This window comes from Streptomyces sp. NPDC050423, from assembly GCF_040655445.1.
In the GTDB taxonomy this organism is placed as follows: Bacteria; Actinomycetota; Actinomycetes; order Streptomycetales; family Streptomycetaceae; genus Streptomyces.
This window is the reverse complement of sequence record NZ_JBFAJY010000001.1, coordinates 279,240-292,846: the sequence shown is the minus strand read 5'-3', so window position 1 is coordinate 292,846 and position 13,607 is coordinate 279,240. Positions and strand designations below refer to the sequence as shown.

Below are 13,607 nucleotides of genomic sequence, written 5' to 3'. Positions count from 1 at the left end.
GGACTTTGGTCCCTTCCGCTCACACAATCACACGCAGTGCACGGCGTACGCCTGTGAACGTCACACTTGTACGCACCCCCAGGTGGTCACCGTCCATCTGGAAGGGCAGTGGAGCCTTTGAATGCAAGGTGAAGTCCGTGAGGTCATGCAGTGAAACCGCGTGCTTGCCGTGCGGCCCCTTCTCGGGGCTCGAAGTGAGCAGCTGGGTGGCGTAGCGGGTGACCGCCGCCGTCGACAGTCGCTGCAGGCCGAGGATGTCCAGGGCGGTGTCGAACGAGGCCTTCGGGGAGGCGTATATCGGGCGGTTCCCCAGATAGGTCCAGGGTGCCGTATTGCAGATTATGGAGAGCGCGAGATCGGTGACCGGCTCCTGTCCGGGCACGTCGAGCGTGATCATTCCCTGCCGCCGGTGCGGTTCCTCAAGGAATTGACGGAGCACCTGGCGGACGTACAGCGCGTGGGTCGACCGCTTTCCCTGTTCGCGCCGCTGTTCGACCCGGCCGATGACGCCGGCGTCGAATCCGAGGCCCGCGCAGAACGTGAACCAGCGCTCCGGGACCGATTCGTCCTCCGTGCCGGGGGTGCCGGCCGCCAGGCCGAGGCCGACGGTGCGCTCCGTGCGGTTGGCCAGTGCGTCCAGAATGGCGCCGGTCGCCTCCACCGCGTCGTTGGGCAGACCGAGTGCGCGTGCGAAGACATTGGTGGAGCCACCGGGAACCACGGCGAGCTTGGGACGGTTGTCTATGTCGGGGCCGTTGTGCAGCAGGCCGTTCACGACCTCGTTGACCGTGCCGTCGCCGCCGAGCGCCACCACGAGATCGATGTCGTCGCTGTCGGCTGCCTGGCGTCCCAGATCGCGGGCGTGCCCGCGGTACTCGGTGGTCACGGCCTCCAGCTTCATCTCGCTGGCCAGCGCGTGAATGAGCACGTCACGGGTCCGCGCACTGGTGGTGGTGGCAGCTGGATTGACCACAAGGAGTGCGCGCATGACTGTCAGACTACCTACCGCGAGGTATGGGTCTGAAGTCCTGCCCGGTGGCCCTCACGCACGGTGACGGTCCGGGCGCGGTGGGGCGACCGGGGGTGCCCGTTCCGGTGGTGTTCCTACCCCGGCTTCACTTTCGCGGGTCCGGGGTGCCAACCTGCATGGGTGAGTACTCAGGAGAACGCGCCCTCGTCGACGCCTCTGGCCCAGCGGCCGAAGCCGGCCAGGATCACGGTCGTGGCCGGACTCAACGCCCTCGAAGGCGCGGCCCTCGTCATCGGCGGGATCTACATGCTGGTCATGGGGCTGCTCGGCCGCCCCGACAGCCCGCAGCAGGCCGAAATGGGCGGCCTGACGCTGATCGCGCTCGGGCTGATCCCGCTCTTCGCCGCCCGCGGGCTGCTGCTGCGACGCAGCTGGAGCCGCGGCCCGGCCCTCATCACCCAGATCATCGCGCTGCCGGTGGCGTGGACGCTGTTGCGGTCCCAAGGCGTGCTGATCCCGGCCGGGATCGTCCTCGCGGCGGTGTCGCTGACCGCGCTGTTCCAGCTGGCCAGGCCGGCGACGATCGAGGCCCTGGGTATCCGCCGGCCCGGCACGGACACCGACGCCTGACGCGTACGCGCGGAACGCGGGCAGGCGCGCCCGCCGCTCCGGGGTGCGTCGCGGCCGCCGGTCCCCCGGGGCCGCGCACCGCCCGGTTACTCCTCGACGAACAGCCGCTCGCGCAGCTGGGCCAGGGTCCGCGCCAGCAGTCGTGAGACGTGCATCTGCGAGATACCGACCTCCTGCGCGATCTGCGACTGGGTCATGTTGCCGAAGAACCGGAGCAGCAGAATCCGCTTCTCCCGCGGCGGCAGGTCCTCCAGCAGCGGCTTGAGCGACTCCCGGTACTCCACCCCCTCCAGCGCCTCGTCCTCGGAGCCGAGCGTGTCCGCGACCGCGGGGGACTCGTCGTCCGTGTCCGGCACGTCCAGCGAGAGCGTGCTGTAGGCATTGGCCGATTCCAGGCCCTCCAGGACCTCTTCCTCGGAGATGCCCAGCCGCTCCGCCAGCTCGTGCACCGTGGGGGAGCGGCCGTGCTGCTGGGAGAGCTCGGCGGTCGCCGTGGTCAGCGAGAGCCGCAGCTCCTGGAGGCGGCGCGGCACCCGCACCGCCCAGCCCTTGTCACGGAAATGACGCTTGATCTCGCCGACGACCGTGGGCGTGGCGTACGTCGAGAACTCGACGCCCCGCTCCGGATCGAACCGGTCCACCGACTTGATCAGGCCGATCGTGGCGACCTGGGTCAGATCGTCCAGCGGCTCGCCCCGGTTGCGGAAGCGCCGGGCCAGGTGCTCCACGAGCGGCAGATGCATCCGCACCAGCCGATTGCGCAGTTCGGCCTTCTCGGCCGAGCCCTCGGGGAGCTTGCCCAGCTCGATGAAGAGCGCCCGCGCCCCGCTGCGGTCGTGTGGATCGTGGTGCCCGTGCTCGCTCATCTGGCCTGCCCGCTCCGCCTGCGACTGCTCCACCACGACCGTACGGCCAGCGGGCCCGTCCTCCCCGTCCACCGCACGAGGCAGGTCCGCCTCGTCCACCGGATGCGTCAGGGCCTGCTGCTCCGGGATGCCTGCCGCGTGCACCACCCCTGGTCGGATCGTCTCGTCCCGCACAGGACCGTCCCCGTTCCCGTTGCTCACGCCGGCCCGGGTCCCGCGCCGCGCTGTTTGTACAGGCTGATGCTGACCGTCCGGTCGTCGGCGACCGTGGAGTCGACCTTCCCCGCCAGTGCGGAGAGCACCGTCCAGGCGAAGGTGTCGCGCTCCGGGGCCCGTCCGTCCGTCGTGGGTGCCGAAACCGTCACCTCGAGAGAGTCGTCGATGAGACGGAACACGCAGCTGAGGACGGAGCCGGGCACGGCCTGCTGAAGCAGGATCGCGCAGGCCTCGTCGACCGCGATGCGAAGATCCTCGATCTCGTCGAGAGTGAAGTCCAAACGCGCTGCGAGGCCGGCCGTGGCCGTACGCAGCACCGACAGGTAGGCACCCGCAGCGGGCAGTCGGACCTCTACGAAGTCCTGATTCCCGGGCTCGCCTGCGATCTGGGACACCCTCACCTCCAAGGTGGCACAAACTCATTCGAGGATCCGGGAAGAGTGCCCCGGAGCCATGCGGTACGTCTTCGGTTCTTGGTCCGGCGACGCTATCGCGATCCATGATGCCGTGTCGCCAAGACCCCGTCCCATGACTGTCACTCATGGTAAGCATATGAGTACACACGGTGGGTAGAGGTCTGCGGCGGTCAATTACGAACAACAGGCGCCGGTTTGACGTACCCAGACGTCAGACGATCGAACCGTCCTCGAAGCACCAGCGCCAGCTTTCGCCCGGTTCGAAGCTCCGCATCACCGGATGACCGGTCTCCCTGAAGTGCGTCGTGGCGTGCTGCAGTGGCGATGAATCGCAGCAGCCGACATGGCCGCAGACCAGGCAGAGCCGCAGCTGCACGGGATGGGTGCCCGCAGCCCGGCATTCGAGACAGGCGTCGCTGAGGGGTGCGGGCTCGGGGCGCGGCAGATGTGATACGTGCGGGCACTCACTCATGATTGCCAGGTTACGACGGATGCGAGGACCGTGAGATGGACGCATTGCCACTGGTGGCACTGGTCGCGGCCAGTGCGGCGGTGGCGGGACTGGCCCGCCGCACACCCGTGCCCGCCCCGCTGCTGCTGGTGGCCATGGGGCTGATCGGCTCGTACGTGCCGGGGGTGCCGACGTACACCCTGAACGCGCACATCGTGCTGCCGCTCCTGCTGCCACCGCTGCTCTACACGGCCGCCGTCGACAGCTCGTACCTCGACCTGCGGGCCAATCTCCGCCCCGTCGCGCTGCTCTCGGTCGGCTACGTGCTGTTCGCGACCGTCGCGGTCGGCTGGCTGGCGTACCGGCTGGTGCCCGATCTGCCGCTCACCGCCGCGCTGGTGCTGGGCGCCGTGATCGCCCCGCCGGACGCGGTCACGGCCGCGGCCATCGCCCGCCGGGTCGGCCTGCCCGCCCGGGTCACGACGATCCTCCAGGGCGAGTCGCTGGTGAACGACGCCACCGCGATCACCGCGTACAAGGTCGCGCTCGCCGCGGCCGTGGGCGAGGGAATGAGCTGGGGCGCCGGGATCGGCGAGTTCTTTCTCGCGTCGGTCGGCGGGGTCGCGGTCGGCCTGGTGCTCATGGTGCCGCTGCACTGGCTCCGCACGCACCTGAAGGAGGCGCTGCTCCAGAACACCCTGTCGCTCCTGATCCCCTTCGTGGCGTACGCGGCGGCCGAACGGGTGCACGCCTCGGGAGTGCTCGCGGTGGTCGTCGTCGCGCTCTACCTGGGCCACCGGTCCTGGCAGGTCGACTTCGCGACCAGGCTCCAGGAGGCGGCCGTCTGGAAGATGGTCGCCTTCGTCCTGGAGTCCGCCGTCTTCGCGCTGATCGGCCTCCAGCTGCCCTTCGTACTGAAGGGGCTCGGTGCGTACGCCGTCGCGGACGCCCTCTGGTACGCGGTGGCGGTGTTCCTGGCGGTCGTCGTGGTCCGGTTCATCTGGGTCTATCCGGCGACCTATCTGCCCCGGTGGCTGTCGAAACGGATCAGGGCCCGGGAACCCGAGACCGACTGGACCGCCCCGCTGATCGTCGGCTGGGCCGGCATGCGCGGTGTCGTCTCGCTCGCCATCGCGTTCTCCATCCCGATGGCCACGGCCGGCGGCGCGGACTTCCCGGCCCGCAACCTGGTGCTCTTCCTGACGTTCACCACGGTCATCGGCACCCTGGTCATCCAGGGGCTCACGCTGCCGCTCCTGGTGCGCGTCCTGAGGCTCCCGGGGCGCGACCGGCAGGCCGAGACCCTCGCGGAGGCGCAGGCGCAGAGCGAGGCCTCCACGGCCGCCGAGGCACGGCTGGAGGAGCTGCTCGCCGACGAGCGCAACCGGCTGCCCCAGCCGCTCACCGACCGGCTGCGCACCGTTCTGGAGCGGCGCCGCAACGCCGTGTGGGAACGCCTCGGGGCGTCGAACCCGGTGACGGGGGAGTCGGCGGACGACACCTACCGGCGGCTGGCCGGCGAGATGATCGAGGCCGAGCGCGAGGTGTTCGTGCGGCTGCGCGACGAGCGGGCCATCGACGACGAGATGATGCGGACCCTGCTCAGGCGCCTCGACCTGGAGGAGGCGGCGGCCTACCGGGAGGAGTCGGACTGAGTGGCGCCCGGCGGCTCGGCGGGGTCCGGACGGCCGGTGACCACGGCGGCGACCGCGGTGCCGGCGGGGAACGCCCCCTCCTCGGCCAGCACCGTGAGCGCGTACAGGAGTTTGGCCACATAGAGCCGCTCGACGGGCAGCCCGTGCCGGTCCTCGAAGTCGTCGGCGAAGGCGTGCAGGGCGGGAGTGGTGCGGGCGTAGCCGCCGAAGTGGAAGCGTTCGTCCAGGGACCAGGAGCCGGCCGGACCGCCGAACGCCTCCCGCTGGAGGTCCCGTACCGCGTCGGCCAGGAAGCCGCCGCGCAGGACCGGGACGCCGAGAGCGCGCTGCCCCGGTGCGAGACCGGCGGCGAGGCCCGCGAGGGTGCCGCCGGTGCCGCAGGCCACCGCGGCCACATCGGCCAGGCCGCGCAGCTCGTGCCCGAGCTCTGTGCAGCCCTGTGCGGCCAGGGCGTTGCTGCCGCCCTCCGGGATGACCTCACACTCCCCGTGGGCGCTCAGCAGCCCGGCCAGGACCTGTGGATCGGCCTTGGCGCGGTAGGTCCGGCGGTCCACGAAATGCAGCCGCATCCCGTCCGCGGCGCACTGCGCGAGGGAGGGGTTGAGCGGGCGGTGGGCCAGTTCGTCGCCGCGGACGACGCCGATGGTACGGAATCCCAGCAGCCGGCCCGCGGCGGCCGTGGCCCGCAGGTGGTTGGAGTACGCGCCGCCGAACGTCAGCACGGGACGTCCGGCGGCGGCCGTCAGGTTGGGGGCGAGCTTGCGCCATTTGTTGCCCGCCAGATCCGGGTGGATCAGGTCGTCGCGCTTGAGCAGCAGCCGTACGCCGTGCCGGCCGAAGCGGTCGTCCTCGGCCGGCTGCAGGGGCGACGGAAGCACCGGCCGCAGCCGGGAGAGGCCGGACGGACCGGACGGTGTGGCAGGCATGCCTCCATTGTGGGTGTGCCCCGGGCGGGCTTCGTGCACGTGCCCCGGGCGGGGCATTCGAGGACGCGCCCCTGGCGGCTACTTCATGCGGTCGTGGATCCGCGCCCGCATGGAGGCCATCGTGAAGCCGCGCGGGTCCACCTTGCCCGGTTGCCACTCCAGGTGTCCGATGACCGACTTGGAGGTCCAGCCGTGATGGCGGCAGACCGCGGCCGCGGCCTTCTCGATGGCTTCGAGCTGGACGTCGGGCCACGGGTCCTTGCCGTCGCCGAGGTTCTCGCACTCGAAGCCGTAGAAGTGCCGGTTTCCGTCGGTGTTGGCCTCGTTGACCGCCGGCAGGCCCTTCTCCGCGATGACGGCGCGCAGGACGTCGTCGTCGCCGAGACCGGCGTGATTGGCCCGGCCGTAGCCGACCAGGTGGACGCGGCCGTCCTTGGCGATGACGCCGTGGCACAGCGGCCCCGGGAGGTCGCTGTGGCCGTCACGGCAGAGCCGGACGGTGGCGTCGGTGCCCTTGGTGACGGTGTGGTGGATCATCACGCCGTTGACCGGGCCCCAGGAGCCCTTGTGGTTGCGGTTGTGGGTACGCCAGTCGTCCAGCTGGACGACGGTGAGGCCCTCGTTCTTCAGGGCGGCGAGGAAGGTGCTCGCGGACATGGGTGAGGACATGGCCGACTCCTTTTGCGCGTGGGGAGTATGTCCGTACAGCGCTTGTACCCGGCAAACAGGGCCGCGAGCCAGTTATGGGCTGTTCGTGGGGATCTGTTCGGGCGGTGTACGAGCCGATCCGGCCAATTCCGCGAGCACCGGGCCCGATTCAGCCCTTGGCGAGCCACAGGTCGGGGCCGAACACCTCGTAGTGGATGTCGGTCGCGGCGACGCCCTTGGCGAGCAGCTGGGTGCGTACGGACCGCATGAAGGGCAGCGGGCCGCAGAGGTAGGCGTGGGTGCCGGACGGGATGATCAGACCCGTCAGGTCGACCAGGCCCGTGCGGTTCGCGGGGTGTCCCGGCTCGGGGATCTCGTACCAGAAGTGCGCCGCGGCGTCGGGGAGTTTGCCGGTGAGGGCCGCGTGGTCGGTGCGCATGGCGTGGTCGTCGGGGGAGCGGTCGCCGTGCACGACGGTGACCGGGGTGCGGTGGCCGTCGTCCGCGAGGTGCTCGAGCATCGAGAGTATCGGCGTGCATCCGATGCCCGCGGAGGCGAGCAGGAGCGGGGCGTCGGCGGACTTCAGTACGAGGTCGCCGTACGGGGCCGACACCCGGAGCCGGTCGCCCGCCCGGACCCGGTCGTGCAGTTGCCGCGAGACCTCGCCGTCGGGGGCGCCGCCGCCGTGCACCCGCTTGACGGTGATGGAGCGGAGCGGGGAGCCGGGGGCCGAGGAGAGGCTGTACTGGCGTATCTGGTGTGCCCCGTCCGGGAGTTCGCACTGAACCGAGACGTACTGGCCGGGGTGGAAGCCGGGGGTGGGCGAACCGTCGGCGGGGCGGAGCCGGAAGGTGGCGACGTCCACGGTCTCCTCGGTACGGGAAACCACCTCCCAGTCGCGCCAGACGTCACCGGCGAGCACGCCCTGCTGCGCGTACAGCCGCTCCTCGATGGCTATGAGGGCGTTGGCCATCAGCCAGTAGACCTCGTCCCAGGCGGCGGCGACCTCCGGGGTCACGGCGTCGCCGAGCACCTCGGCGATGGCGGCGAACAGGTGGGTGTGCACGACGTCGTACTGGGCGGCGGTGATGCCGAGCGAGGCGTGCTTGTGCGCGATGCGGCCGAGCATGACGTCGGGGCGGGTGTCCGGGTGCTCGACCAGCTGGGTCGCGAACGCGGCTATGGAGCCGGCGAGTGCCTGGCGCTGGGCGCCGGAGGCCTGGTTGCCGCGGTTGAAGAGGTCGCGCAACAGCTCCGGGTGGGCGTCGAACAGCTTGCGGTAGAAGAGATCCGCGATGTCCCCGATGGCCGCGCCGACGGCGGGGAGGGTGGCGCGGACAGTGGCGGTCGACGGCTCGGAGAGCATCGTGACTCCTCAGGTTTGAATTGGTATTTGAGATGCGTATTTACGGCCGGGGCGGGCGACCGGCGTGAAGGGCCGGCGCGGAAACCGGGCCGGGCCCCTGTGGTGCTGGTGTGAGTGCGCTTCAGCTGCCGGGCGGCCGTCCGCTGCTGATGCTGATCAGGAGCGGTCCCGTGGGAGAGGCGACGAGGTCGTTGACGGTGAGTGGGTCGAGCGTGGCGTAGAAGGCCTCTGTCGCCTCGCGCAGGGCGCCGCGCAGCCGGCACGCCGACCGCAGCGGGCACGGGGTGGTGCCCTCGCACTCGACGACGTCGCCGGCGCCCTCCAGCTCGCGGACGAGCCGGCCGACCGAGGCGGACCGGGCGCCCGCGGCGAGGGTGAGCCCGCCGCCTCGGCCCCGCCGCGCCTCGACCAGGCCGAGGTGCTGGAGCCGGGCGACGACCTTCGCGACGTGGGAGTAGGGCACTTCCATGGTCGCCGCCACCGCGCGGGTGGTCGGCGGATCCTCGTTCTCCGCGACGGCGAGGCGCATCAGTACGCGCAGCGCCACGTCGGTGAATCTCGTCAGCCGCATGAACCTCACCGTAGATAATTGGTATTCAAGATGCAAGTTAACCGTTCCGTGGACATAGCGCAGCGTTGTGCCCAACCCAAAGCCCGACTAGTCACACTCTTTTGTGTAATGGCGCGCCGAGTCATGTGCTGAAAGGCTTCTTCCGCAGGTCCGCCGTTGATCGAGAGGACGTCAGATGTCCGTTGGTGAAGAGGTTCAGAACGCGCAGGTGCCGCCGCAGCAGAGTCTTGGCACGGCAGCCGCGCGGAACCTCGCGACGACCACCAAGTCCGCTCCGCAGATGCAGGAGATCACCTCACGGTGGCTGCTGAAGATGCTCCCTTGGGTCCAGGTGCAGGGCGGCACATACCGGGTGAACCGCAGGCTGAGCTACTCGGTCGGCGACGGCCGGGTGACCTTCGTACAGACCGGGGACCGGGTGGCGGTCATCCCCGCCGAGCTCGGCGAACTCCCGGCGCTGAGGGACTTCGGGGACGAGGAGGCGCTCGCCGAGCTGGCCCGGAGGTGTGAGCAGCGTGACATCCCCGCCGGACAGCTCCTGGCCACGGCCGGTGACGCGGCGGACCGGGTCTTCCTGCTGGCGCACGGAAGGGTCGAGAAGATCGGCACCGGTCCCTACGGGGACGAGACGGTGCTCGGAGTGCACGCCGACGGCGCCTACTTCGGCGACCACTCGCTCATCGAGGGCGGCGCCCTCTGGGAGTACACGGCCCGCGCCGTCACCGACTGCACCGTCCTCACGCTGCAGCGGGCGGATGTGCTCAACCTCGCCGAGCGGTCCGAATCGCTGCGCGAGCATCTCGCGGGGCTGCTGGCCATCCCGCAGCAGCGCACGAACAAGTACGGCGAGGCGGAGATCGACCTGTCCGCGGGGCATGTCGGCGAGGCCGTCGTCCCGCACACGTACGTCGACTACGACTCCGCGCCGCGCGAGTACGAACTGAGCGTCGCGCAGACCGTGCTGAAGGTCCACAGCCGCGTCGCCGACCTCTACAACCAGCCGATGAACCAGACCGAGCAGCAGTTGCGGCTCACGGTCGAGGCGCTGCGCGAGCGCCAGGAGCACGAGCTGATCAACAACCGCGAGTTCGGCCTGCTCAACAACTGCGACTACGGCCAGCGGATCCAGCCCCACGACGGGGTGCCCGGCCCCGACGACATGGACGAGCTGCTCTCGCGCCGCCGCGGATCGAAGCTCTTCCTGGCCCACCCTCGGGCCATCGCCGCCTTCGGCCGGGAGTGCAGCAAGCGCGGTCTGGTCCCGGAGAGCGTGGATGTCGGCGGGCACCGCATGGCGTCCTGGCGCGGGGTGCCGATCTTCCCGTGCAACAAGATCCCGGTCACCGACGCCCGCACCACATCGATCATCTGCATGAGGACCGGCGAGGCCGAACAGGGCGTCATCGGACTCCAGCAGACGGGCATCCCCGACGAGATCGAGCCCAGCCTCTCGGTCCGCTTCATGGGGATCGACGAGCAGGCGATCATCTCCTACCTCGTGACGGCCTACTACTCGGCGGCTGTACTGGTACCGGACGCCCTCGGCGTCCTGGAGAACGTCGAGGTCAGCCGCTGGCGTTAGGCCGGGCGGTCCAGGCGCCACGGGACCAGGCGGGATTCGGAGAGGCACGCCCCAGGCCCGTGGGCCCGGACCGGGGCCCGCCCACGGCCCACGGGCCGCGGTCCGCAGTACCCACAGCAACCACCCACGTCCCCGGCCCGGGGCGACAGCGACCGGGCCGGGGACGGCAACGACCGGGGTGACCGATTGACCATGACCCATGCAGCTGCCGCGACCGAGGGCAACGAGGCCGCAGCTCTTCTGGAGCACACCCGATCCCTCGTCGACCCCCACCTGCGGGCGGCGGTCGCCTCGCTGCCCGGATCGATCCGGCGCGTCGCCATGTACCACTTCGGCTGGCAGCACGCCGACGGGAGCCCGGCCGCGGGCGGTGCGGGCAAGGCGATCAGACCCGCGCTCGTGCTGGCCGCCACCAGGGCGCTCGGAGGCGATCCCCGGGACGCCGTGCGGGCGGCCGTCGCCGTCGAGCTGGCCCACAACTTCACCCTGCTGCACGACGACGTCATCGACGAGGACCGGACCCGTCGCCACCGCGCCACGGCCTGGACGGTCTTCGGGATCCCGGACGCCGTCATCGCGGGTGACGCCATGCTGGCCCTCGCGCAGCGGCTGCTCGCCGAGGACGCGCGAGCGGTGTCGTCGAGGGCCTCGGCCCGGCTCTCGACCTGTGTCATCGAGCTGTGCGCGGGTCAGCAGGCCGACTGCGCCTTCGAGGAACGCGGCCCGGACGAGGTCTCGTTGGACGAGTGCCTCGCCATGGCCACGGCCAAGACGGGCGCGCTGCTGGGCTGCGCCTGCGCGCTGGGCGCGCTCTACGGGGGCGCGGACGAGCGTGGCGTCGGGGCGATGGACGGATTCGGCCGGGAGGCGGGGCTCGCCTTCCAGCTCATCGACGACCTCATCGGTATCTGGGGTGACCCGGCCCAGACCGGGAAGCCGGTCGGGGCCGATCTCACCGCCCACAAGAAGTCGTTGCCCGTGGTCGCCGCACTCACCTCCGGCACCCCGGCGGCCAAGGAGCTCGCCGCGCTCTACCGCGGTCCCATGAACACGGCCGGCGAGGTGAGCCGTGCGTCCGACGCCGTCGACCGGGCCGGAGGCCGCGACTGGGCGCAGATCTGCGCAGCCGACCGGATGGCCCGCGCCGTGCACCATCTGTCCCGCGCCGTGCCCGATCTGGCCGCGGCGGGCGATCTCCTGGCCCTGGCGGAGTTCGTCACCCGCCGGACGCACTGAACGACTGAACGAGGGGGCACGGCGGAGGGACTTGGCGCGAAGGGGGTGCGGAGCGAAGTGGCGTGGAGCGAAAGGAGGTGGAGCGAAAGGACGTGATGCGGTGCGGTGAGTCGAGTGGGCGGGTGAGCGGGGCCGGCGGGCGGGTCGATGATCGGCCGAGGTCACAGGGCCCGCGCGGGGAAGTGGAGGGCGGCAGGGGGAGTGTCGGAGGCACGGGCTACAGTCCGTGCCCATGACAGATGAGTCGTGGGCAGGGTGGTACCGGGACCGGCAGGGATCCGATGCCGTCATCCTCACCACCGACGGACAGCAACTCCGCCTCCGTACCCGGGGAGTCGACTTCGAGGGCGAAAGCTTCGACGGTCTGCGCCCCGCGGCGGGCACGCCGGACCAGGGTGAGACGTTCACCCTGGCGGACGGCGTGCTCAACGATTGCGTCCTGGAATGGGACCTGCCGTTCCCGGTCACCGCGGACGGGGTGGCCCAACAGGCGAGGCTGAGCTGCCTGCTGTCCCTGCGCAGGCCGGACCCGTACCTCTACCTGGAGCTGCAGTTCGGCGGTGCGGGCTTCCGGTCCCATCGGGCCGAGAGCGACTTCGGCTCCGCGCTCGCCACCATCCAGCGGGTTCTGCCGCCCGGGGTCCGGCTCCAGACGTGTATCGCCTGCGCCTTCTCGGACTACTTCCCGGCGCCCGGCCGCGGCCTCTCCGGCGGTCTCGCCTGCTTCCGGGGTGCCAAGGAGGCCTACCGCGGCGCGGACGGCCAGGGCGACGTCCTCGATCTCTGGGACCGGCGCAGCGGCTTCGTCCAGGAGACCTGGAGCTGCCCGGAGTTCGAGCCCAGGCCGGCGGCGGGCGCGGGCACCGGCCACCGCGGCGCATTCCCCCTCGAACTGGCCTGACCGCCTGACCACTCCTGTCGGCCCGCCACTTACGCCGATCCGCCCCTCACACCGATCCGCCCCTCACACCGATCCGCCCCTCACACCGACCCGCCACCGAGCCCGCCTGACAGCGCGTCATCGTCAGGCGGGCTCCGCATTGCCTCACCTTCATTGTTCTACTAGCATGCAAACAATGGAGGTTTCGATGAATCGTAGGAATGCCGGCCGTGTGGCCCTTGCCGCGCTGCCGTTCGTGCTCGCTCCCGCCGCCGACCTCATCCTTTTCGCCACCCGCCGCGACCGGCTTCCCGCGCAGCTGGCCAGCCACTTCGTGGGTGACGGACAAGTGGACGACCATGCGAGCCAGGGTTCGTACATCGCGATCGTCGCCGTCCTGTTCCTCGGGATCGGCGCCCTGTGGACGCTGATGGCGGTCGCGGGGAAGTTCACCGGACGCGCGTACCAGAGGCTCGTCGCCAGTGGCTATGCCCTCGCCGGAGGCCTCGGCTACCTGATGGCGGTCGTCATGCTCATCAACGTGGATGCCGCCGAGGACGCGCAGGGCCGCGCGCAGGGTGTCTCGTTCCCGCTGTGGCACATGGCCGTGGCCCTGGGGGTCGCCGCGGTCGCCTTCGGGCTCGGTCTGCTGCTCGCCGCCCTCCTCCCCGTGGAGGAGGCGCCGGCCGGTGACGGGCCGGCCGGTGGCGGTGAACGGATCGCGCTGGCGCACGGGGAGGTCGCGGGGTGGGCGCGCAGCGCCGGGACCTGGTGGCTGCCTCCGGTCGCGCTCGTCGCGCTCGGAGGCGGGATCGCCCTGCTGTTCACCGCCGGCTGGGCGCCGGCGCTTCCGGCTCTCCTCGTGGGTGTGCTCCTCGTGTGCTTCGCCCGTCCGTACGTCACAGTGGACCGGCGCGGCATCACGGTCTCCGGGCTGCTGCCGTGGCCGCGCATACGAGTCCCGCTCGACAGGATCGAGGAGGCGAGCAGCCGTGACATCCAGGCCCTGGCCGAGTACGGGGGCTGGGGCTACCGGCTCACCCCCGGCCGTACCGGAGTCATGATCCGTTCCGGTGAGGGAATCGTGGTACGGCTCTCCGGCGGACGGGACTTCGCGGTGACCGTCGACGACTCGGCGACCGCTGCCGCGCTTCTCAACACGCTGATCGATCAGCGTCGAACGGAAGGATGACC

The 13,607-nt window shown here is 70.8% G+C and carries 14 protein-coding genes; 6 read left to right on the top strand and 8 right to left on the bottom strand.

From position 1 onward, the window contains the following. Positions 1 to 19: 19 nt before the first annotated feature. Positions 20 to 988: a diacylglycerol kinase family protein gene (locus AB0I52_RS01195; RefSeq protein WP_363067708.1), complete on the bottom strand. Its 969-nt coding sequence runs from the start codon at positions 986 to 988 to the stop codon at positions 20 to 22. A 234-nt stretch (positions 989 to 1,222) separates the two neighbouring features. Between AB0I52_RS01195 and AB0I52_RS01190 the strand changes: the two genes are divergently transcribed. Next, a complete protein-coding gene (locus AB0I52_RS01190; protein ID WP_363067833.1) occupies positions 1,223 to 1,600 on the top strand; it encodes a hypothetical protein in 378 nt (125 codons plus the stop codon). Positions 1,601 to 1,686: 86 nt separating this feature from the next. Here the strand turns inward: AB0I52_RS01190 and AB0I52_RS01185 are convergent, their stop codons facing one another. From AB0I52_RS01185 to AB0I52_RS01175, 3 genes are all read right to left on the bottom strand, one after another. Beyond that, the gene (locus AB0I52_RS01185; RefSeq protein ID WP_363067831.1) at positions 1,687 to 2,640 is read right to left on the bottom strand and encodes an RNA polymerase sigma factor SigF; all 954 of its coding nucleotides are present in this window, start codon (positions 2,638 to 2,640) and stop codon (positions 1,687 to 1,689) included. A 23-nt stretch (positions 2,641 to 2,663) separates the two neighbouring features. Beyond that, complete coding sequence (locus AB0I52_RS01180) at positions 2,664 to 3,077, bottom strand: anti-sigma regulatory factor (protein WP_014048265.1); 414 nt, start codon at positions 3,075 to 3,077, stop codon at positions 2,664 to 2,666. A gap of 232 nt (positions 3,078 to 3,309) precedes the next feature. After that, entirely contained in the window at positions 3,310 to 3,570 is a 261-nt protein-coding gene (locus AB0I52_RS01175) for a UBP-type zinc finger domain-containing protein (protein ID WP_363067706.1), read from the bottom strand. Between the two features lie 35 nt (positions 3,571 to 3,605). On the opposite strand from AB0I52_RS01175, the gene AB0I52_RS01170 reads away from it, so the two are divergent. Next, positions 3,606 to 5,204 (top strand): Na+/H+ antiporter, encoded by a 1,599-nt coding sequence (locus tag AB0I52_RS01170; RefSeq protein WP_363067704.1) that lies wholly within the window; start codon positions 3,606 to 3,608, stop codon positions 5,202 to 5,204. Here the strand turns inward: AB0I52_RS01170 and AB0I52_RS01165 are convergent. The 4 genes from AB0I52_RS01165 to AB0I52_RS01150 all read right to left on the bottom strand — a co-directional run bounded on the left by AB0I52_RS01165 (position 5,183) and on the right by AB0I52_RS01150 (position 8,715). Continuing rightward, positions 5,183 to 6,130, bottom strand: coding sequence for a pyridoxal-phosphate dependent enzyme (locus AB0I52_RS01165; protein WP_363067702.1), 948 nt, complete (start codon positions 6,128 to 6,130; stop codon positions 5,183 to 5,185). The genes AB0I52_RS01170 and AB0I52_RS01165 overlap by 22 nt on opposite strands. Positions 6,131 to 6,208: 78 nt before the next feature. After that, the gene (locus AB0I52_RS01160; protein ID WP_363067700.1) at positions 6,209 to 6,799 is read right to left on the bottom strand and encodes an N-acetylmuramoyl-L-alanine amidase; all 591 of its coding nucleotides are present in this window, start codon (positions 6,797 to 6,799) and stop codon (positions 6,209 to 6,211) included. A 148-nt stretch (positions 6,800 to 6,947) separates the two neighbouring features. Further along, the gene (locus AB0I52_RS01155) at positions 6,948 to 8,144 is read right to left on the bottom strand and encodes a globin domain-containing protein (RefSeq protein WP_363067698.1); all 1,197 of its coding nucleotides are present in this window, start codon (positions 8,142 to 8,144) and stop codon (positions 6,948 to 6,950) included. A gap of 121 nt (positions 8,145 to 8,265) precedes the next feature. Next, a complete protein-coding gene (locus AB0I52_RS01150) occupies positions 8,266 to 8,715 on the bottom strand; it encodes an Rrf2 family transcriptional regulator (RefSeq protein WP_363067696.1) in 450 nt (149 codons plus the stop codon). Positions 8,716 to 8,890: 175 nt separating this feature from the next. On the opposite strand from AB0I52_RS01150, the gene AB0I52_RS01145 reads away from it, so the two are divergent. The 4 genes from AB0I52_RS01145 to AB0I52_RS01130 all read left to right on the top strand — a co-directional run bounded on the left by AB0I52_RS01145 (position 8,891) and on the right by AB0I52_RS01130 (position 13,605). After that, positions 8,891 to 10,297 carry a family 2B encapsulin nanocompartment shell protein gene (locus AB0I52_RS01145; protein WP_363067694.1) on the top strand — a complete coding sequence of 469 codons (1,407 nt, stop codon included), beginning with the start codon at positions 8,891 to 8,893 and terminating at the stop codon, positions 10,295 to 10,297. 192 nt (positions 10,298 to 10,489) lie between these two features. After that, entirely contained in the window at positions 10,490 to 11,533 is a 1,044-nt protein-coding gene (locus tag AB0I52_RS01140; RefSeq protein ID WP_363067692.1) for a family 2 encapsulin nanocompartment cargo protein polyprenyl transferase, read from the top strand. Between the two features lie 232 nt (positions 11,534 to 11,765). Then, the gene (locus AB0I52_RS01135) at positions 11,766 to 12,434 is read left to right on the top strand and encodes a DUF6304 family protein (protein ID WP_363067690.1); all 669 of its coding nucleotides are present in this window, start codon (positions 11,766 to 11,768) and stop codon (positions 12,432 to 12,434) included. A 187-nt stretch (positions 12,435 to 12,621) separates the two neighbouring features. Next, positions 12,622 to 13,605 (top strand): DUF1648 domain-containing protein, encoded by a 984-nt coding sequence (locus tag AB0I52_RS01130; protein ID WP_363067688.1) that lies wholly within the window; start codon positions 12,622 to 12,624, stop codon positions 13,603 to 13,605. Positions 13,606 to 13,607 lie beyond the last annotated feature (2 nt).